This window comes from Streptomyces blattellae (assembly GCF_009709555.1).
In the GTDB taxonomy this organism is placed as follows: Bacteria; Actinomycetota; Actinomycetes; order Streptomycetales; family Streptomycetaceae; genus Streptomyces; species Streptomyces blattellae.
On sequence record NZ_WJBG01000149.1, the window covers coordinates 71,153 to 89,804 of the forward strand.

The window sequence follows — 18,652 nt, forward strand, 5'->3', positions numbered from 1 at the left end:
CACACCAGAGACTTCGAGGTACAGCCATGCCCAAGACGGCGTACGTGCGCACCAAACCGCATCTGAACATCGGCACGATGGGCCACGTAGACCATGGCAAGACCACCCTGACCGCCGCCATCACCAAGGTGCTCGCCGAGCGCGGCGCCGCGTCCTTCGTCCCGTTCGACCGGATCGACCGGGCGCCGGAGGAGGCCGCGCGCGGTATCACCATCAACATCGCGCACGTCGAGTACGAGACCGACACCCGGCACTACGCGCATGTGGACATGCCGGGTCACGCCGACTACGTCAAGAACATGGTCACCGGGGCCGCGCAGCTCGACGGGGCGATCCTCGTCGTCTCCGCGCTCGACGGGATCATGCCGCAGACCGCCGAACACGTCCTGCTCGCCCGGCAGGTGGGCGTCGACCACATCGTCGTCGCCCTGAACAAGGCCGACGCGGGCGACGAGGAACTGACCGACCTGGTCGAGCTGGAGGTGCGTGACCTGCTCTCCCAGCACGGGTACGGCGGTGACGCGGCGCCTGTCGTACGGGTCTCCGGGCTGAAGGCGCTGGAGGGGGACCCGCGCTGGACGGCGTCCGTGGAGGCGCTGCTGGACGCCGTAGACACCTATGTGCCGATGCCGGAGCGGTACGTGGACGCGCCGTTCCTGTTGTCCGTCGAGAACGTGCTCACCATCACCGGCCGGGGGACCGTGGTGACCGGCGCGGTCGAACGGGGCACCGTGCGGGTGGGTGACCGGGTCGACGTGCTTGGCGCCTCCGTCGACACCGTGGTCACCGGCCTGGAGACCTTCGGCAAGCCGATGGAGGAGGCGCAGGCAGGGGACAACGTGGCGCTGTTGCTGCGGGGGGTCGCCCGCGATGTGGTGCGGCGCGGGCATGTCGTGGCTGCGCCCGGCAGTGTGGTGCCCAGTCGTCGGTTCTCGGCGCGGGTGTATGTCCTGTCGGCGCGTGAAGGTGGGCGTACGACGCCGGTTTCGACCGGGTATCGGCCGCAGTTCTATATCCGGACCGCGGATGTGGTGGGGGACATCGACCTCGGTGAGGTGGGGGTCGCACGGCCTGGGGAGACGGTGGCGATGACCGTCGAGCTGGGGCGGGAGGTTCCCCTGGAGCCCGGACTCGGATTCGCCGTCCGTGAGGGCGGACGAACCGTCGGGGCGGGGACCGTGACTGCCGTCGTGTGAGGGCGGTGCGGGTTTGCGGGGGACTGCGGGGCCGTTGTGGCCGGTCGCGCAGTCCCCCGCGCCGCTGAAGGGGCGCCGCGGCCCGGGCACAATGGGATCGTGAAGGACGAGCCCGTACCCGTGACCAGGACGGTCGATCACGGCACCGCCAAGCTCATGCCCGACGTCGACCGGAAGCGGGCCTGGCTGCTCACCGTCGACGGGGCGCCCCAGTCGTACATCGACCTGGATGAGCCCACGCATCTGGAGTTCGAGTACGCGCGACGGCTCGGGCACGTCCTGGACATCCTTGCCGAGCCGGGGCTGCCGCTGGACGTCCTGCACCTCGGTGGGGGAGCGCTCACCCTGCCCCGGTATGTGGCAGCCACGCGGCCCGGCTCCCGGCAGGACGTCGTGGAGGCCGACCGCGCACTGCTGGCGCTGGTCGGCGAGCACCTGCCGCTCCCGGACGGGTCCGGCATCGCCCGGCATGCCGGGGACGCGCGTGCGTGGCTGGCGGACGCACCCGCCGACTCGGCGGACGTCATCGTCGCGGACGTCTTCGGCGGCTCACGTGTCCCGGCGCATCTGACGTCGGTCGCCTACGCCGCGGAGGCCGACCGGGTGCTGCGCGCCGGGGGCGTCTATCTCGCCAACCTCGCCGACGCCGCGCCCTTCGACTTCCTGCGCTCCCAACTCGCCACCTTCGCCACGGTGTTCCAGGAGCTGGCGCTGATCGCCGAACCCGCCGTCCTGCGCGGCCGGCGCTTCGGCAACGTGGTGCTCGTCGCCGCGCACCACCCCGTCGACACCACCGCGCTGACCCGGCTCACCGCCGCCGACCCCTTTCCGGCCCGCGTCGAACACGGCCGCCCCCTACGCCACTTCACCGGCGACGCCCGTCCGGTCCGGGACGAGAACGCCGTGCCGTCCCCCGAGCCCCCAGACGGGGCGTTCGGTGTCGGCTGAGCTGGTGTCCGTGCTCGGGCCTTCTTGGTGACGGGCGTTGAGGCGTGTGGCGGTTTTCGTACGTTGGGCATGGCGTGGAACGCGGGCTCGTCCGTGGTGTTTTTCCGGTGAGGCGTTTTGGGTGCGGGGTGTGGGGGCTGTGCCGTCACCCGAGGTCTCCGATGGGGTGTTCGGTGTCGGCTGAGCCGTTGTCCGTGCTCGGGGTCCTCTTGGTGACGGGCGTTGAGGCGCGGCGCAGATTTCGTACGTCTGGTGTGCAGAGTGCCGCTGTGGTCACCACGACGACGAGCGCCGCGCAACCCCACAGCGCGTTCGTCCGCCCGACCGCCTCCTCCGCGGGACCGGCCAGCGCCGTCGCCAGTGGCACGAGAGCGACCGAGCCGAACCAGTCGTAGGCGGCGACCCGCGAGAGCTTGTCCTCGGGGATCTCCTGGTGGAGTGCGGTCATCCAGGAAACGCCGAAGACCTCAAGGGTCACCCCGGTCACGAACATCACCACGGACAGCGCGGCGATCGGCACGGGCACGGCGAGGGCGGCGGACGGCAGGGCGAGGGGGAAGACGCAGAGGGTGCCGGCGAGGAGGAGACGGCGTGGCTTCCAGCGGGTCATCAGGAGCGCCCCGGCGACCGTGCCCGCGCCGAAGCAGGCGAGTGCCACACCCCAGGGGCCCGCCCCGCCGAGGTGGTCCCGGGCGACGAGGGGGCCGTAGACCGCCTCGGCCGCGGCGACGACGGCGTTGGCGACGGAGAACTGCACCACGACGGCCCACAGCCACGGCCGGCCGGTGAACTCCCGCCAGCCTTCCCGGAGGTCGGCGAGGAGCCCGCCGCCCGGCTCGCGCGGTGGAATGTGGCCGACGTCGAGGAAGGACCGCAGCGATGCGGCGACCGCGAAGGCGGCGGCGTCGGCGGCGAGGACCCAGCCGGGCCCGGTCGCGGCGACCATCGCGCCGCCCAGGGCGGCACCGCCCACCGCCGCCCCTTGCATCGCCATCCGGAACACCGCGAACGCGCGGCTCGCCTGCTCCCCGCTGACCGTGGACAGCAGCATGCCCTCCGCTGCCGGGCTGAAGAACGCGTGACCGGTGCCGCCCAGCGCGGTCAGCAGCATCATCTGCCACAGCCGCGGCTCCCCGGCGAGGACCAGCACGGCGAACACGCCCTGCGAGAGCATGTTGAGGAGGTTCGCCGCGACCATCACGCGATGCCGGGGCAGCCGGTCCGCGACGGCGCCGCCGATCAGCAGGAAGAGCACCAGCGGCACGGTGCGGGCGGCGGCCACCAGGCCCACGTCGCCGCCGTCGCCACCGGTCTCGATCACCGCGAACGCGGCGGCGATCAGCGCGCCGTTGCTGCCGAGGTTCGTGACGAACGCGGCGGCGGTCAGCAGGCTGTAGTTGCGGCCCGCCCACTCGGGCCTGCGAGGGCGTCGGGCGGAGGATTCGGCAGGGGAGGTCACCGGCCGACTATCCCCGCCGCGGCCCCGGCTTGCCAAACCTCTTTCCGGCCGTCAGGGACGTGGTGACTCCGGCCACAGGGATCTGGCCAGCCAGTGCTACTCGCGGGTAACATGCCGGTCATGAGCGCAGACCAGATGTCGATCGGCGAACTGCTCGCCGCCACGGTGCCGATGGTTCGGACCCTGAACCTGGCGTACCTGGAGACCACCCCGGAGAAGGCCGTGCTGGCCCTTCCGGACCAGAGCGAGTACCGCAATCACGTCGGCGGTCCGCACGCCGGAGCGATGTTCACCCTCGGCGAGTCCGCCAGCGGCGCGATCGTCCTGGCCGCCTTCGGGGACCAGCTCTCGCGCGCCGTACCGCTTCCGGTCAACGCCGAGATCGCCTTCAAGAAGATCGCGCTCGGCCCGGTCAGGGCCACCGCGACCCTCGGTCGCCCGGCCGCCGACGTCGTCGCCGAACTCGACGAGGGAGGGCGTCCGGAATTCCCGGTGACCGTCGTCATCCAGCGCGAGGACGGCGCCGTCACCGGCGAGATGACGGTCGTGTGGACACTACGGCCCCATGGCTGAGCAGCTGTCGTGAGGACGAAGGCCCCGGGGCGTGTCCCGGCGCCTTCGCGCGGGCGCCCTGCCGGTCAGGCGGCGAACCGTTCGCCAGGTCGTGCCCCGGCGTCGCTCTCAAGTCCGGTGACGAACTCCTTGAGCCAGGCGGTGAATTCGGGCCCGAGGTCGGGCCGGTCGCAGGCCAGCCGTACCACCGTGCGCAGATAGTCGGCCTTGTCACCGGTGTCGTAGCGCAGTCCGTCGAAGACGGCCCCGTGGACCGTGCCGCCCGCGGCCAGTTCCTGGAGGGCGTCGGTCAGCTGGATCTCGCCGCCGCGGCCCGGCGCGGTGCCTTCCAGGACGTCGAAGACGGCGGCGTCGAGGACGTAGCGGCCGATGACGGCGAGGTTGCTGGGCGCGTCCTGGCGTGCGGGCTTCTCGACCAGGCCGGTGACGCGTACGACGCCGTCCTCGCCGGTGGGCTCTACGGCCGCGCAGCCGTAGAGGTGGACCTGCTCCGGCTCCACCTCCATGAGGGCGATCACGCTGCCGTCGTACCGGTCGCGGATGTCGAGCATCCGGCTGAGCAGGGTCTCGCGCGGGTCGATCAGGTCGTCACCGAGGAGGACGGCGAACGGCTCGGCGCCGACGTGCTTCCGGGCGCAGAGCACCGCATGCCCGAGGCCGAGGGGTTCGCCCTGGCGGATGTGGTGGACGTTGGCCAGGCGTGCCGGGTCGCGCACGGCGCCCAGGCGCACGGTGTCGCCCTTGGCCACGAGTGCCTGTTCCAGTTCGAGGGCGTTGTCGAAGTGGTCCTCGATGGCCCGCTTGTGGCGGCCGGTGACCATCAGCACGTCGTCGAGTCCGGCCGCGGCGGCCTCCTCGACGACGTACTGGATGGCGGGCTTGTCGACGACCGGGAGCATCTCCTTCGGCGTGGCCTTCGTCGCGGGCAGGAACCGCGTGCCGAGCCCGGCGGCCGGGACGACCGCCTTGCGGACCGTGCGGGTGGCGTCGGGGGTGGGGTGGGGGATGGAGTGGGTGGAGATCATGCGGCCCATGGTCGGAGACCGGAATGAGAGCGTCCCGAGAAATCCATGGGAGGTGGCTGTGAGTGCGTGCGGCTTCTTCTTGCAGGCGAGAGTTGGAGGTTTCGTGTGCCAACCCGCTTTGAACGCACACAACTTGGGGGCACACTCCGGCAATTTTTCGAATGCGGGTACGGATACCGTTGGTAACGGTTCCGAACTCCCCGCTTTTTGAACATAGGTCACTCGAACTTCTTGTTCCCCGTGAGTCGTTTGTGCGAAAGTGAGCCACCCCGCGAGAAGTCCAAGGTCAGGGGCCTGTCTCCGGTCTGCACCCATCACGCACCTGCTTTTTCCGACGGGCGGCCTTTCCCTTTGCCGCCCAGCGGCTTGGAAGGAAACGGTTCCGTGCAATCTCCCTACCCCCCACGGCCCCCGTATCCGCCACGGCCCGGAGCGAGCCCGGGGGAGTCCGACCACCATCTCGTCGCCCAGGCGAACGGACCCGAGGGCGGCGGGCGTGCCGTCGCGCTGCTGCTGGCCCGGCATTGGCGGGCGACGTACGAATACGCCGTCATCTGCCTTGCCTCCTCGGAGAGTTCCGCGGCGATGGCGGCCACCGCCGCGTTCGACCAGGTGCTCGCCCGGCCCACCGGCGGCGCGCTGCGGCCCCGCCTCCTCGCAGCCGTCCGGGACACGGTCAAGGCGTGGGCCGCCGACGAGGCCATTTCCGCGGTGCTGCCCGAACTCCGCAAACCGACCGGTGGTCGCGGACTGCTCGCGGCGCGCTCCGTGTCGCCCGAAAGGCGGCGGCTCGCCGAGCGCGCTTTCCAAGCCCTTCCGGGGGCGTCGCAATGCCTGCTCTGGCACACCGAGGCCGAGGCCGAACCCATATCCGTACCAGCCGGTCTGCTGGGGGTGGATTCGGGCACCGCGGGAGCCGCTCTCGAACAGGCTCGGGAGCAATTCCGGGTGGGCTGTGTACGTGCCCACCGGGAACTCGCGCCCTCGGCGGAATGCCGCTTCTACAACCGCCTCCTCGACGTCCCGATTCGCCGTGGCGGTGCGCTGCTGCCGGATGTCCAGCGCCATCTGATGGAGTGCCGGTACTGCCGTCACGCCGCCGAGCAGCTCAGTCATTTCGAAGGCGGCCTGGAAGTGCTGCTCGCCGAAACGGTGCTCGGCTGGGGGGCCGTCCGCTATCTCGACTCACGGCCCGGCCGCGGCGGGCCCCCGGAACTGCCCGCCGCACGCGCGATCGCCCGTCCCAGAAGCGGCGGACGCCACCGTCCCGCGCCTGACGGCCTCCTCGCTGCGGTCCGACGGCGCACCAAGGCCGTCATCGGAGTCGGCCTGACCGTCCTGGTGCTGGTGGCCACCGTGCTCACCGCCAAGTGCTGGTCCGATGACGACGGTGTCCCCGGCGCGCAGGCCGCCCGGGATGTGCCCAGCGGCAGCTCCGGGCGGCCGAGCACGGCGTCCCAGCCGTCGTCCGCCACAGCGCAGCGGCCGACGGGGGCCGGGCGCGGCAGGTTCCGCACCCTGGCCGCCGACGCGTGCCTCGATGTCGGCGACGGCCGGGTGCAGCCCGGTGCGGTGGCCCTACCGGCGGCCTGTTCGTCCGGCGGGTCGCCGCAGTGGTCGTACGAGAACGACGGTCTGCTGCGCGCTCTCGCCGATCCGGCCCTCTTCCGCGCCTCCGACGCCGACCGGGGAGCGGTCGCGCCGGCCCGCTGCGTGGTGCACGCGGGACAGGTGCGGTACGACCTGACCCTGCGCGGTGAACTTCCGCTCCGCCGGCCCGACGCGCGGGCCGTCACGCCCGGCCGGGCCAGGACGTGATCGTCGCCGACCGGGACGGATCCCGGGACCAGAGACGGGTGCTCGAACCGGGGAACGACGCGACCGACGGGTCCAGGGCCCCCGAGCCGGAGGTACGGAAGGCTTCCGTCCCAGGGTCACGTCCTGGAGGCGGCGTCGGCGCCGACTGCGCCCGTCCCCGCATCTCTTGAAGCCGTTCTCCCCTGATCACCCGGTCACCCTGCCGAGGGGTGAACCCGCACCCTCGCACATAGATTTCCCGCCGCCCCCGTGGTGTCTAACGGAGTGTCAAGTCGTTCTGGCGCATAGTGCGTTCAAAGGGTGAATGCCGCCACGGGCGCCCGGCGCGTCCGCGGTGCACACCGTCGTGCCCGCACACCGAAGGAGTGACGGCCCATGACCGACACCGTCTCCCGGCGATCCACGCTGCGTCTGCTGGGCGCCGCGATCGCCGTCGCCACGGCGGCCTCCGGCGGACTCACCCCGCCGTCGCGCGCCCATGCGCAGGGCAAGCCCGGTGCGGGGGCCGGGCCCCGCGTCGAGGAACTCATCGCCAAGCTCACGCTCGACGAGAAGATCTCCCTGCTGCACGGCGCCACCGACCCCGCCACACTCGGCCAGGCGGGCTACGTCCCCGGAGTGAAACGCCTCGGCATCCCGCCGCTGCGCCTCGCCGACGGCCCGGCCGGAGTCCGCGTCACCCGGCACGCCACCGCCCTGCCCGCCCCCGTGCTGCTGGCGTCCGCCTTCGATCCGGCCCTCGCTCGCCGCTACGGACAGGTCATCGGACGCGAGGGCCGCGCCCTCGGCCAGGACGTCCTGCTGTCCCCGATGGTCAACCTCATCCGCACCCCGTACGCGGGCCGCAACTTCGAGACCTTCAGCGAGGACCCGCTGCTCTCCTCCGACCTGGTCGCCGCCGAGATCGAGGGCATCCAGGGCGAGGGGCTCATCGCGACCGTCAAGCACTACGCGATGAACAACCAGGAGAAGGACCGTACGACCGTCGACGTGCGGGTCGACGAGCAGACCATGAACGAGACCGAACTGCGAGCCTTCGAAGCGGCCGTCAAGGCCGGCACCGGCGCGGTCATGGGCGCCTACAACAAGGTCAACGGCACCTACGCCTGCGAGAACAAGGCCCTCCTCACTGACGTCCTGCGCACCCGGTGGGGCTTCGACGGCTGGGTGATGACGGACTGGCGGGCCGCGCACAGCACCGCCAAGGCCCTGACCGCGGGCCTCGACATGGAGATGCCGGGCGACGTCTATTTCGGCGAGGCGCTCAAGAAGGCCGCCGAGAACCGCAGCGTGCCCGAGCACCACATCGACCAGGCGGTACGCCGCATCCTCACCGTGCTCGACCGCTTCGGCCTGCTCGACGGCAGCGCCCCGGCCCGCCCCGCCCGGGACGCCGACGCGGGCGCGGCCGTCGCTCTGGAGGTCGCCAAGGCGGGCGCGACCCTGCTGCACAACGAGCGCGACACCCTCCCGCTGACCGCCGGCGACATCGCGGTGATCGGCCCGACCGGCGGCCTGCCCTTCGTCAGCGGCGGCGGCAGCGCCCATGTCGTCCCCGACCGCGCAGACAGCCCCCTCGACGCGATCCGGGTGCGCGCCGGACGGGCCGCGAAGGTGACGTACGCGCTCGGCGAGGACCTCTACGGCAGAGCGCTCCCGGCGTCCGCGCTCTCCCCCGGCCTCAAGAGCGAGGGCCAGGGCGTCGGCGCCGGGACGACATGGACGTACGACGGAGAACTGACCGTCTCCGAGACCGATGAGTGGACCTTCGTCATCCACTACTCGGGCGCGGCCGAACTCCGACCCAGGGTGCTCGTCGACGGCAAGGACCTCTTCCCGGTCAGGCCCGGCTACGGCGAATGGTTCAGCGGCGGCCTCATCTACACCGCGCCCGACCAGCTGTCCGTGCGCCGTACGACCCTGCAACTCGCCAAGGGCACCCACACCCTGAAGATCACCGCGCAGGGCGGGGACACCGGCCAGCTGTTCCGGCTGCGGCACACCACCGGCGCGATCCGTACCCAGGACGTCGCCGAGGCGGTACGCGCCGCCCGCGCCGCCCGCCATGCCGTGCTGTTCGCCTACGAGGACGCCACCGAGGGCCAGGACCGCACCACCATCGCGCTCCCCGGCCACCAGGATGAGCTGATCGACGCGGTGACCTCGGCGAACCCGCGTACCACCGTCGTTCTCAACACGTCGTCCGCCACGTCGATGCCGTGGCTGACCCGTACCGGCGCCGTGCTCCAGATGTACTACCCGGGCCAGGAGGGCGCCGCCGCAACCGCCGCCGTCCTGTTCGGCGACTGCGACCCGGGCGGCCGGCTCACCCAGACCTTCCCCGTCGACGACGACCACCATCCCGTCGCGGGCGACGCCGCCCGCTACCCCGGTGTCGGCGGCCGTGAGGAGTACTCGGAGGGCATCCACCTCGGCTACCGCTGGTACGAGGCCGAGGGTGTGCCGCCCCTGTTCCCCTTCGGGCACGGGCTGTCGTACACCTCCTTCTCCTACGAGGACCTGACCGTGAGCCCCTCCCGAGGCGGGCTCGACGTCACCTTCGCCGTCCGCAACACGGGCCGACGTGCCGGTGTCGCCGTGCCGCAGGTGTACGTCGGGAAGTCCCCCGACCTCCAACTCGACCAGGCGGTACGGGTGCTGGGTGCCTACCGGCGGCTCTCCCTGCCCCCGGGCGGACAGCGTCGCGTCACCCTGCGCGTCGCCGCCCGCACCCTCTCCTCATGGGACCCGACGCGCCACGACTGGACGCTCGGCACGGGCCTGCGCGTGGTGTGGGTCGGGGCGTCGGCGCGGGATCTGCGGCTGCGGGGTCTGGGAGAGGTGCGCGGGTAGGGCGGCGCGCGCATGCACTCGGCGCGCGCGATCGTGGTCCTGGGCGCCTGACCGGCGCCGTTTCCCGCCCTACTCCCGGGCGAGCACCCGGTGAACACCCTGCAACCTGTGCGACGCCTTGGTGTCCGGTGTGACCCGGTAGGCTTCCCGCCGTGCGCCCGGAGCCGGGGGCACGCCGGGCAGAGATGCAGGATGCGGATCGGGAGGAAGCGGCGTTGCACGTCCAGGAATGGCTTGAGACGGTACCCGCGGTCGCCATCTACGCACTGGTGGGCGTGGTGATCGGCCTGGAGAGCCTGGGCATCCCGCTGCCGGGCGAGATCATCCTGGTCTCCTCCGCGCTGCTCGCCTCCCAGCACGGCGAAATCGACCCCGTCATCCTCGGCGCGTGCGCCAGCGCCGGTGCCATCGTCGGCGACTCCATCGGCTACGCCATCGGCCGCAGGGGCGGACGTCCCCTGCTGGCCTGGCTCGGCAAGAGGTTCCCCAAACACTTCAGTGAGGGGCACATCGCCACCGCCGAGCGCTCCTTCCAGAAGTGGGGCATGTGGGCCGTCTTCTTCGGCCGCTTCGTCGCCCTCCTCCGCATCTTCGCCGGCCCTCTCGCGGGCGTCCTGCGCATGCCGTACTGGAAGTTCCTCGTCGCCAACGTCTTCGGCGGCATCCTCTGGGCGGGCGGCACCACCGCGGTCATCTACTACGTCGGCGTCGTGGCCGAGTCCTGGCTGCGGCGCTTCTCATGGCTGGGCCTGGTGGCAGCGGCCCTGATCGGCCTGACGTCGATGCTGATCATCAGGCGCAGGGCGAAGGCGGCCCAGGTCGTGCAGTCGGAGCCGGATCCCGTCCCCGCCGGGGACTGAGGCGCCCCGCTCGTACGGCTCAGCCCCCGTGCTCTTCCCGGTGCGCCTTCGCCAACTCCGCGTACATGGTCCCGTTGAGCGTGACGCCCTCACGCTCCTCACCCGTCAGCTCCCGCCTGACCTTTGCGGGAACGCCCGCGACCAGCGATCCGGGCGGCACCCGCATCCCCTGCGGCACCAACGCCTGCGCGGCGACCAGGGAACCCGCCCCGATCACCGCACCGTTGAGAACCGTCGCCCCCATCCCGATCAGACAGTCGTCCTCCACGGTCGCCCCATGCACCACCGCGTTGTGCCCCACGGACACCCGCGCACCGATGCTCACGGGGAAACCGGGGTCGGCGTGCAGGGTGCAGTTGTCCTGGATGTTGCTCTGGGCCCCGACGGAGATCCGCTCCACATCGCCCCGCACCACCGCGCCGTACCAGACGCTCGCGCCCGCCTCCAGCGTCACGTCGCCGATCACCGAGGCTGTCGGCGCCACGAAGGCCTCGTCGTCCACCTCCGGGTCCCTGTCCCCGATCCCCGTGATCAGCGCCCTGCGCGTCATCGGCCTCTCCTCACCGCGAACGTCGTAGACGAACCGTACGCCACCGCGTAGGGCGAAGATCACAGGCCTCCCATCTCAAAAGGGCGCCGCACGCTCAGTACGGTGACCTCGTGCCGAAGCGCAAGAACACGTTCTCATCCTGGCGGCGCCGACTGGCGCAGCGCGCCGTCCACGCGGGCTGGGCCTGGGCGCAGCGCACGGGTTCGGTGACGGCCGAGAGCCCCGGCCGATTCCACTTCGGCGCGATCGGCGAGGCCACCCGCCTCGCCTTCCCGCTCGGCACGGTCTTCGGCGAACCGTGGATCCACCTCGGCTCCCACTGCATCGTCGGCGAGCAGGTGACGCTGACCGCCGGTCTGATGCCCGACCTGGACCTCGGCCCGGAGCCGATCCTGCGCGTAGGCGACGGAGTCGTCCTGGGCCGCGGCAGCCATGTCATCGCCGACACGACGGTCACCATCGGCAGCGACTGCTACTTCGGGCCGTACGTCTACGTCACGTCCACGAACCACTCCTACGACGATCCGCACCAGCCCATCGGCAAGCAGTGGCCGCGGATGGAGCCGGTGGAGATCGGTCCGGGCTGCTGGATCGGTACCGGCGCGGTGATCCTGCCCGGCGCCCGGATCGGACGGAACGTCGTGGTGGCGGCGGGTGCGGTCGTACGAGGTGTGGTGCCCGACCATGCCGTGGTGGCGGGGGCGCCGGCCCGGGTCGTACGGCGGTGGATTTCCGGCGAGGGCTGGCAGCCGCCGCTGCGGACCCCGGCGCCGGTGCCGATTCCGGACGGCGTCACCCCCGAGCAGTTGCTGGCGCTGGGCGAGTTGGACGAGGAGGCCGCGGCCAGGCTCGCCCAACTGGATGCCGAGGCCTGAGCGGCGGCGGGCGGCATGGGGCGTGCCGGCCACCTCACCGGGGGCGCTCAGCCCGCCGCCAGCAGCAGCGTGCCGACCAGGGCGAGGCCCGCGCCGGCCGCCTGGACCGTCCGCAGCCGTTCGCTGAGGAAGCCGCGCGCGGCCAGGGCGGTCACCACCGGGTAGAGCGAGGCGAGTACCGCGGCCACCGTGACCGGGCCGTGCTGGGCGGCGATCGAGTAGGTGCCGTTCGCCGCCACGTCCGCCAGACCGACGAAGGCCAGCGCGGGCAGGGACCCCCACGGGAAGCCGCCCTCGGGGACGGCCGCGGCGCCCCTCCGCACGGAGGCGTACAGCGCGAGGCCGCCCGCCGCCACGTTCGTCACGCGCTGCACGAAGAGCGCGAGGAAGAGTCCGGTGACGGTGGTCGACGCCTCCGCGATCAGCGCGAACACCGTCCCGAATCCGACCGCCGCGACCAGGGTGAGGAGGATGGCCTGCCGCTGCACCGGCAGGCCCCTGAGCTGCGGTCCGCCCGCGAGGGCGACACCGAGGACGGCGACCGCGATGCCCGCGACCTGCACCAGGCCGGGCCGTTCACCGAGGAACAGCCCGACACCGACCGGGACGGCGATGCCCAGCGTGCCGAGCGGGGAGACCACGCCCATCGGCCCGAGCGCCAGCGCCTGGTAGAAGCAGAGGAGGGCGGCGGGGCCGACCAGCCCCGCCGCGACGGCGAACCACAGCCGCGGACCGGCCTCGCTCCAGGCGCCCGTGGCGACCACGATCACGCCGAGCACGGCCGTCGCGACCGTCTGCGAGACGACGACGACCGTGAGCGCCGGGGTGCGCCGGGTCAGCAGTCCGCCGCCGAAGTCGGCCAGCCCCCACAGCAGGCTGGTGGCCAGGGCGAAGAGTGCTGTCACGGGGAGCCTCGCAGTACAGTTCGGTGAACACATCAGGTGCGTCGGTTGCACCTCACCGTAGTTCAATGAAATGCACTATGTCATTCAGAATATTGGCCTAGATGTTGGACGGAACGTGTCGGACCTCGACCTGCTGACCCAATCCCTGGCGCGCAACGTCAAGCACTGGCGATCGGTGCGCGGCTACACCCTGGACGTGCTCGCCGCCCGCTCCGGCGTCAGTCGCGGCATGCTCATCCAGATCGAGCAGGCCCGCACCAATCCCAGCCTCGGCACGGTCGTCAAGATCGGCGACGCCCTGGGGGTCAGCATCACCACCCTCCTCGACTACGAGCAGGGCCCCAGGGTCCGCATCGTCCCCGCCGAGCAGGCCGTACGGCTGTGGCACACCGACGCCGGCAGCCACAACCTCCTCCTCGCGGGCACCGAGGCACCCGGTCCGCTGGAGATGTGGCAGTGGCTCCTGATGCCGGGCGAGAGCAGTCCCTCGGATCCGCACCCCACCGGCACGGTCGAGCTGCTGCACGTCACGGAAGGCGAGCTGACGCTCACGGTCGACGGCGTGGAGTACCGCGTCCCGGCCGGTTCGAGCGCCTCCTTCGAGGCCGACACCCCGCATGTGTACGGCAATACGGGCGACGCGCCGATGCGCATGGTCATGGCGGTCTCCGTCCCGCCCGTGCACTGAGGCGGCCCTGTTAGCGTGCGGTCATGGACGCACCCATCGGACACTTCGACACCGCCGCCCCCGCCCCCGACTCCCTCGACGAGCTGACCCGCCCGGTCGCCGACGCCGTACGTCTGTGGAGCGGCAGCGTCTCCGCCGACCGGATCGTCTACGTCGACACCGACCCGCGGTGGGCCGACACCGCCGTCTTCGTGGAGCACTACGGCCGCGAGCTGCTGGAGCAGTCGGCGAACTGTGTGGTGGTCGCGGGCAAGCGCGGCGGCGAGACGACGCTCGCCGCCTGTGTGGTCCTGTCCACCGCCCGGGTCGACGTCAACGGCGTCGTCCGCCGCCAACTCGGCGCGCGCAAGGCCTCCTTCGCGTCGATGGACACCGCGACCGGCGAGACCGGCATGGAGTACGGCGGCATCACCCCGATCGGACTGCCCGCCGACTGGCAGGTGCTGGTGGACCCGGCCGTCGTCGACCTGCCGTACGTCCTGGTCGGCAGCGGGCGCCGGCGCGGCAAGCTGCTGGTGCCGGGGAAGGCGTTCGCGGAGCTGCCGGGAGCCGTGGTCCTGGAGGGGCTGGGCGTTCCGGTGTGACGGTCAGGTGTGGTGGGCCAGCGCCAGATGCGGGTCCGCCTCGCCCGGGACCGGCGCCGGATCGGCGTGCACCAGAGCCGCGGTGAGCCGCGGTACGGCGTGCAGCAGCGCGTGTTCGGCGTCCACGGCGACGGCGTGGGCCTGACGTACCGTCACCTCGCCGTCCACGACGACCGCCACCTCGGCGCGCAGCCGGTGTCCGATCCAGCGCAGCCGCAGCTCACCCACCTCCCGCACCCCAGGCACCTCCCGCAGCGCCCGCTCGGCCCGGTCCACCAGGGCCGGGTCGACGGCGTCCATCACGCGCCGGAACACCTCCCGTGCCGCGTCGCGCAGCACCAGCGCGATCGCGGCCGTGATCGCCAACCCCACGATCGGGTCGGCGAGTTGCCAGCCCAGCGCCGCACCGCCGGCGCCCAACAGCACCGCCAGTGACGTGAATCCGTCCGTGCGGGCGTGCAGCCCGTCCGCCACCAGTGCGGCCGAGCCGATCTCCCGCCCGACCCTGATCCGGTAGCGGGCCACCCATTCGTTGCCCGCGAAGCCGACGAGGGCGGCCACGGCGACTGCCGGAATGTGCTCCACCGGGCGAGGGTCGATCAGCCGCTCGATCGCCGTCCACCCCGCGAAGGCCGCAGACGCGGCGATCGTCAGCACGATCGCGATGCCCGCCAGGTCCTCGGCGCGTCCGTAGCCGTACGTGAAGCGCCGCGTCGCCGCGCGCCGGCCCAGCACGAACGCGATCCCCAGCGGTACGGCGGTCAGCGCGTCCGCGGTGTTGTGCACCGTGTCGCCGAGCAGCGCGACCGAGCCGGACGCCGCCACCACGACCGCCTGCGCCAGCGCCGTCACGCCCAGTACCGCCAGCGAGACCCACAGCGCCCGCATCCCGCGTGCGGAGGACTCCAGGGCGGAGTCGAGTTTGTCGGCGGTCTCGTGGGAGTGGGGGGTGCGGAGATGGCTCAGACGGTGGCGGAGGGAGTGCGCATGGTCGTGGTGGTGTCCGTGCCCGTGTCCATGGTGCTGCGCGTCGCTCACGTGGCTCCCCTTTCGGCGTGCTGGTGGACATCTTCCCGTCCACGACGCCATTATGTGCGTATGAGCGCACGCATGCACCTTTCACCTGCGCACCATGCGCATCCGCGCAGCCCCGGCGAGGAGCAGTTCGCACTCGCCGCCGAGATCCTGGCGCTGCTCGGCGACCGCACCCGGCTCACGCTGCTGCACGCCCTGAGGGCGGGGGAGGCCGACGTCACGACGCTGACGGAGGCGTGCGGAGCGGCGCGGCCGGCGGTGAGCCAGCACCTGGCCAGGCTGCGGCTGGCGGGGCTGGTGAACACGCGGAAGGAGGGGCGCCGGGTGATCTACTCGCTGCGTGACGGGCATCTGCGCCGGCTGGTGGACGAGGCGCTGAACGTGGCCGACCACCGGCTCAGCGACCGGCCCGTGCACGACTGAGGGCGGCGACGGCTGCCGGTCGCCGGTATTGAGTCGGTGCTGTCAGTGGCGGTGCTTTCAGTCGGCGGTGTTTCAGTCGGCGGTGTTTCAGTCGGTGGTGTTCAACCCCAGATAGCCCTCCGCGAACGAGGCCGCCGCGAGGCGTGAGTCGAAGAGGCGGTGCAGCCGGGCGCGGGTGGTACCCGCGCGGTACGGGTCGCCGGACGAGGTGCCGTGGTAGACCTCGGAGAGCCACTGCGAGAACTCCGCGTAGTCCCAGGCACGGTTCACGCAGGTCGCCGAATAGCCGTCAAGGCCGCTGTCGTCGCCCTTCGTGAGGTGGGCGACGAGCGCGTCGCCGAGCAGGAAGGCGTCGTGCAGGGCGAGGTTCATGCCCTTGGCCGCGATCGGCGCGGTGAGGTGAGCCGCGTCACCCGCCAGGAACAGCCGCCCGAACACCATCGGTTCGACGACGTAGTTGTGCATGTCGAGGACGCGCTTCTCGATCAGCCGCCCCTCGGTGAGCGGCGGCGCCCCGGCCGCGCCGAGCCTCGACTGCAGCTCGGACCAGACCCTGTCGTGCGACCAGTTCTCCGGGTCGTCCCCGGGCGGGCACTGAAGGTAGTAGCGGGTGATCTCGGGGCTGCGGGCCATGTGTCCGGCGAAGCCGCCTGGGTGCAGGCCGAACAGGACACAGTCCGCGGACTGCGGCGCCTCGGCGAGGAGCGCCAGCCAGCCGATGCCGTAGTCGTGCCGCGCGATCCGGGCCCGGTCGGGCGGCAGCACGGCCCGGGTCACTCCGCGCGCCCCGTCGCAGCCCGCCACGAAGTCGCAGTGCAGGACCTGCCGCCCACCCGTGTCGGGGCAGAGGTACGACACCGACGGCCGGTCCGAGTCGAGGTCGTGCAGCTCCACGTCCCGCACGCCGAAGCGGACGGCGCCGCCCCGCACGTCCGCGTACTCGCGCACCAGGTCCGTCACCAGCAACGGCTGCGGATAGACGAAGTGATGCCGCCCCGTCAGCTCTCCGTACGAGAAGCGGAACCGCTCGCCGGCGAAGCGGAACTCGCACTCGGTGTGCAGCTGGGCGCGCTCCAGCAGATTCGCGGCGAGTCCGCGCCGTTCCAGGCCGCGTACCGCCCACTCCTCGATGACTCCGGCCCGCGGCCGGCGCTCGATGAACTCCCGGGTCCCGGTCTCCAGGACCACGCAGTCGACGGAGGCGGCCCGCAGGATGTTGCCGATGGTCAGCCCGGCGGGCCCGGCGCCCACGATGACGACCGGAAAGCGTTGCGGGGCGGGGGAGTCGGCGTGGGAAGCGGCGGAGATCACCCGTGCATTATGGGGCGCCGGGGCGCCGCGAAGGAGTGCCCATCCGGTTCACGGGCGTATGTCCCCTGCGCAGCGGAAACCGGTGTGGCCGCTGGAGCTGTCGGGGGTGTTGGCGCTGCGGGCGGCGACGCGGTAGCGGTTGCAGTAGGACTCGTGGCACATGTGCGAGCCACCGCGGATGACCTTGGCGGTGCCGGAGCCGGGACCGGTGGGGTTGGAGTGGATCGCGGTGCTGTGGTCGGTGGCCCACCAGTCGGCGCACCACTCCCAGACGTTCCCGGACACGTTGTGCAGGCCGAAGCCGTTGGGTGCGAAGGAGTCCACGGGCGCGGTGGCGCGGTAACCGTCGGCGGCGGTGTTCTTCGTCGGGAAGGTGCCGCGCCAGATGTTGCAGCGGAACTCGCCGCCCGGGTTCAGCTCGTCGCCCCAGGGATAGCGCCGCTGCTCCAGCCCGCCGCGGGCGGCGTACTCCCACTCGGCCTCCGTGGGCAGCCGCTTGCCCGCCCAGGCCGCGTAAGCCGCCGCGTCCTGCCACGACACATGCACCACCGGGTGGTCGCCGCGCTCCGCCACCGTGCTGCCGGGCCCCTCCGGACGCTGCCAGGTCGCGCCCTCGATCCCGCACCACCAGGGCGTCTGCTCGGGACGCGGGGCACCGCGCCGCAGGGCGCCGGGCAGGAAGCCCGCGAAGACGTACGACCAGCCGAACCGCTCGGCGTCGGTGATGTGCCCGGTGTCGGCGACGAAGGCCGCGAACTGCTCGTTGGTCACCGCGCAGGCGTCGATCCGGAACGCGTCGAGCCGCACCGCCCGTACCGGACCCTCACCGTCGGCCGGGAACCCCTCGCTGTCCTGCGCGCCCATCAGGAACTCGCCGCCGGGCAGCAGCACCATGCCTTCCGCGGAGCCGTCTCCTGTCCCCGTCGGCGGCGCTGCGGACAACGCCAGAGGCTGCGCCTGCCCGCGTCCCGACGGCGGGCAGCAGGGGGACTCGTGCATCTGTGTTCCTCAAGGTGGAGAGCGTCTGGTACCCGTCCGGACCTTAGCCCAGCCGGGGTATCTCGATCGCCGGGCACCGGTCCATCACCATCTCCACGCCCGCCGCCCGGGTGCGGTCGTACGCCGCCTCGTCGATGACGTCGAGCTGGAACCAGACCGCCTCGGCGCCCTTCGCCACCGCCTCGTCGGCGATCGCACCGGCGAGGTCGCTGTTGACGAAGACGTCGACGACGTCGACGGGGAAGGGGATCGCCTCCAGGGAGGGGTATCCCTTCTCCCCGAGGACCGTCTCGGCCTTCGGGTGGACGGGCACGATCCGCTTGCCGAAGCGCTGCAGGACGCCGGCGACGCCATGGGCCGCGCGCCGCTGGTTGTTCGACAGGCCCACCACGGCCCAGGTGTCGCCGAGCTCGGTGAGGATCTTGCGGACCGTCGCTGCGTCGCCGTACACCGCTGGCCTCCTGGGCGTCGAGGAAGTGCTGTCGTAGCGCACAACGGGTGAAGCGGCGCCGTGATTCCCGTTCCACGCCGACTCGCACGTCCTGGTGAT

General features: G+C 71.9%; 18 protein-coding genes. 10 read left to right on the plus strand and 8 right to left on the minus strand.

The window, feature by feature from the left end; translation table 11 throughout:
• Positions 1-26: 26 nt before the first annotated feature.
• The gene (tuf, locus tag GFH49_RS16800; RefSeq protein WP_155056698.1) at positions 27-1,196 is read left to right on the plus strand and encodes an elongation factor Tu; all 1,170 of its coding nucleotides are present in this window, start codon (positions 27-29) and stop codon (positions 1,194-1,196) included.
• 156 nt (positions 1,197-1,352) lie between these two features.
• Positions 1,353-2,144, plus strand: coding sequence for a spermidine synthase (locus GFH49_RS16805; RefSeq protein ID WP_155056755.1), 792 nt, complete (start codon positions 1,353-1,355; stop codon positions 2,142-2,144).
• Positions 2,145-2,289: 145 nt separating this feature from the next.
• On the opposite strand, the gene GFH49_RS16810 is transcribed toward GFH49_RS16805, so the two are convergent.
• The gene (locus tag GFH49_RS16810; protein ID WP_155056699.1) at positions 2,290-3,603 is read right to left on the minus strand and encodes an MFS transporter; all 1,314 of its coding nucleotides are present in this window, start codon (positions 3,601-3,603) and stop codon (positions 2,290-2,292) included.
• Positions 3,604-3,738: 135 nt separating this feature from the next.
• On the opposite strand from GFH49_RS16810, the gene GFH49_RS16815 reads away from it, so the two are divergent.
• Positions 3,739-4,176, plus strand: coding sequence for a DUF4442 domain-containing protein (locus tag GFH49_RS16815; protein ID WP_155056756.1), 438 nt, complete (start codon positions 3,739-3,741; stop codon positions 4,174-4,176).
• A 65-nt stretch (positions 4,177-4,241) separates the two neighbouring features.
• Here GFH49_RS16815 and galU read toward each other — a convergent pair whose 3' ends face one another.
• Positions 4,242-5,210 (minus strand): UTP--glucose-1-phosphate uridylyltransferase GalU, encoded by a 969-nt coding sequence (gene galU, locus GFH49_RS16820; protein WP_408055917.1) that lies wholly within the window; start codon positions 5,208-5,210, stop codon positions 4,242-4,244.
• Positions 5,211-5,585: 375 nt separating this feature from the next.
• Here galU and GFH49_RS16825 point away from each other — a divergent pair, with 375 nt between their 5' ends.
• The 3 genes from GFH49_RS16825 to GFH49_RS16835 all read left to right on the plus strand — a co-directional run bounded on the left by GFH49_RS16825 (position 5,586) and on the right by GFH49_RS16835 (position 10,732).
• Positions 5,586-7,019, plus strand: a complete 1,434-nt coding sequence (locus tag GFH49_RS16825) for a DNA-directed RNA polymerase subunit beta family protein (RefSeq protein ID WP_155056701.1) — start codon at positions 5,586-5,588, stop codon at positions 7,017-7,019.
• Positions 7,020-7,394: 375 nt separating this feature from the next.
• Positions 7,395-9,872 carry a beta-glucosidase H gene (locus GFH49_RS16830; protein WP_155056702.1) on the plus strand — a complete coding sequence of 826 codons (2,478 nt, stop codon included), beginning with the start codon at positions 7,395-7,397 and terminating at the stop codon, positions 9,870-9,872.
• 215 nt (positions 9,873-10,087) lie between these two features.
• On the plus strand, positions 10,088-10,732 hold the full coding sequence (locus tag GFH49_RS16835) for a DedA family protein (RefSeq protein WP_155056757.1): 645 nt from the start codon (positions 10,088-10,090) through the stop codon (positions 10,730-10,732).
• A 19-nt stretch (positions 10,733-10,751) separates the two neighbouring features.
• Here GFH49_RS16835 and GFH49_RS16840 read toward each other — a convergent pair whose 3' ends face one another.
• Positions 10,752-11,282, minus strand: coding sequence for a gamma carbonic anhydrase family protein (locus GFH49_RS16840; protein WP_155056703.1), 531 nt, complete (start codon positions 11,280-11,282; stop codon positions 10,752-10,754).
• A gap of 110 nt (positions 11,283-11,392) precedes the next feature.
• On the opposite strand from GFH49_RS16840, the gene GFH49_RS16845 reads away from it, so the two are divergent.
• Positions 11,393-12,157: an acyltransferase gene (locus GFH49_RS16845; RefSeq protein ID WP_155056704.1), complete on the plus strand. Its 765-nt coding sequence runs from the start codon at positions 11,393-11,395 to the stop codon at positions 12,155-12,157.
• A 47-nt stretch (positions 12,158-12,204) separates the two neighbouring features.
• Here the strand turns inward: GFH49_RS16845 and GFH49_RS16850 are convergent, their stop codons facing one another.
• Complete coding sequence (locus GFH49_RS16850) at positions 12,205-13,062, minus strand: DMT family transporter (protein ID WP_155056705.1); 858 nt, start codon at positions 13,060-13,062, stop codon at positions 12,205-12,207.
• Between the two features lie 115 nt (positions 13,063-13,177).
• Between GFH49_RS16850 and GFH49_RS16855 the strand changes: the two genes are divergently transcribed.
• Together GFH49_RS16855 and GFH49_RS16860 are read left to right on the plus strand one after the other, a co-directional pair.
• A complete protein-coding gene (locus GFH49_RS16855; protein ID WP_196218021.1) occupies positions 13,178-13,750 on the plus strand; it encodes a helix-turn-helix domain-containing protein in 573 nt (190 codons plus the stop codon).
• A gap of 23 nt (positions 13,751-13,773) precedes the next feature.
• Positions 13,774-14,334, plus strand: a complete 561-nt coding sequence (locus GFH49_RS16860; protein WP_155056707.1) for a YbaK/EbsC family protein — start codon at positions 13,774-13,776, stop codon at positions 14,332-14,334.
• A 3-nt stretch (positions 14,335-14,337) separates the two neighbouring features.
• Here the strand turns inward: GFH49_RS16860 and GFH49_RS16865 are convergent, their stop codons facing one another.
• Positions 14,338-15,372 carry a cation diffusion facilitator family transporter gene (locus GFH49_RS16865; RefSeq protein ID WP_155056708.1) on the minus strand — a complete coding sequence of 345 codons (1,035 nt, stop codon included), beginning with the start codon at positions 15,370-15,372 and terminating at the stop codon, positions 14,338-14,340.
• A 60-nt stretch (positions 15,373-15,432) separates the two neighbouring features.
• On the opposite strand from GFH49_RS16865, the gene GFH49_RS16870 reads away from it, so the two are divergent.
• Entirely contained in the window at positions 15,433-15,792 is a 360-nt protein-coding gene (locus tag GFH49_RS16870) for an ArsR/SmtB family transcription factor (RefSeq protein ID WP_196218022.1), read from the plus strand.
• Between the two features lie 87 nt (positions 15,793-15,879).
• Here GFH49_RS16870 and GFH49_RS16875 read toward each other — a convergent pair whose 3' ends face one another.
• Genes GFH49_RS16875 through GFH49_RS16885 form a run of 3 tightly spaced genes read right to left on the minus strand, consistent with a single transcriptional unit; the run spans position 15,880 to position 18,553 of the window.
• Entirely contained in the window at positions 15,880-17,103 is a 1,224-nt protein-coding gene (locus GFH49_RS16875) for a 4-hydroxybenzoate 3-monooxygenase (RefSeq protein WP_155056709.1), read from the minus strand.
• A 48-nt stretch (positions 17,104-17,151) separates the two neighbouring features.
• Positions 17,152-18,102, minus strand: a complete 951-nt coding sequence (locus tag GFH49_RS16880) for a formylglycine-generating enzyme family protein (RefSeq protein ID WP_155056710.1) — start codon at positions 18,100-18,102, stop codon at positions 17,152-17,154.
• Positions 18,103-18,145: 43 nt separating this feature from the next.
• Positions 18,146-18,553: a CoA-binding protein gene (locus GFH49_RS16885; protein WP_155056711.1), complete on the minus strand. Its 408-nt coding sequence runs from the start codon at positions 18,551-18,553 to the stop codon at positions 18,146-18,148.
• Between the last annotated feature and the right edge of the window lie 99 nt (positions 18,554-18,652).

Coding starts and splice junctions, on each gene's coding strand:
- tuf (WP_155056698.1), top strand. CDS start 27: ATGCCCAAGACGGCGTACGTGCGCACCAAACCGCATCTGAACATCGGC.
- GFH49_RS16805 (WP_155056755.1), top strand. CDS start 1,353: ATGCCCGACGTCGACCGGAAGCGGGCCTGGCTGCTCACCGTCGACGGG.
- GFH49_RS16815 (WP_155056756.1), top strand. CDS start 3,739: ATGTCGATCGGCGAACTGCTCGCCGCCACGGTGCCGATGGTTCGGACC.
- galU (WP_408055917.1), bottom strand. CDS start 5,210: ATGGGCCGCATGATCTCCACCCACTCCATCCCCCACCCCACCCCCGAC.
- GFH49_RS16830 (WP_155056702.1), top strand. CDS start 7,395: ATGACCGACACCGTCTCCCGGCGATCCACGCTGCGTCTGCTGGGCGCC.
- GFH49_RS16840 (WP_155056703.1), bottom strand. CDS start 11,282: ATGACGCGCAGGGCGCTGATCACGGGGATCGGGGACAGGGACCCGGAG.
- GFH49_RS16860 (WP_155056707.1), top strand. CDS start 13,774: ATGGACGCACCCATCGGACACTTCGACACCGCCGCCCCCGCCCCCGAC.
- GFH49_RS16870 (WP_196218022.1), top strand. CDS start 15,433: ATGAGCGCACGCATGCACCTTTCACCTGCGCACCATGCGCATCCGCGC.
- GFH49_RS16880 (WP_155056710.1), bottom strand. CDS start 18,102: ATGCACGAGTCCCCCTGCTGCCCGCCGTCGGGACGCGGGCAGGCGCAG.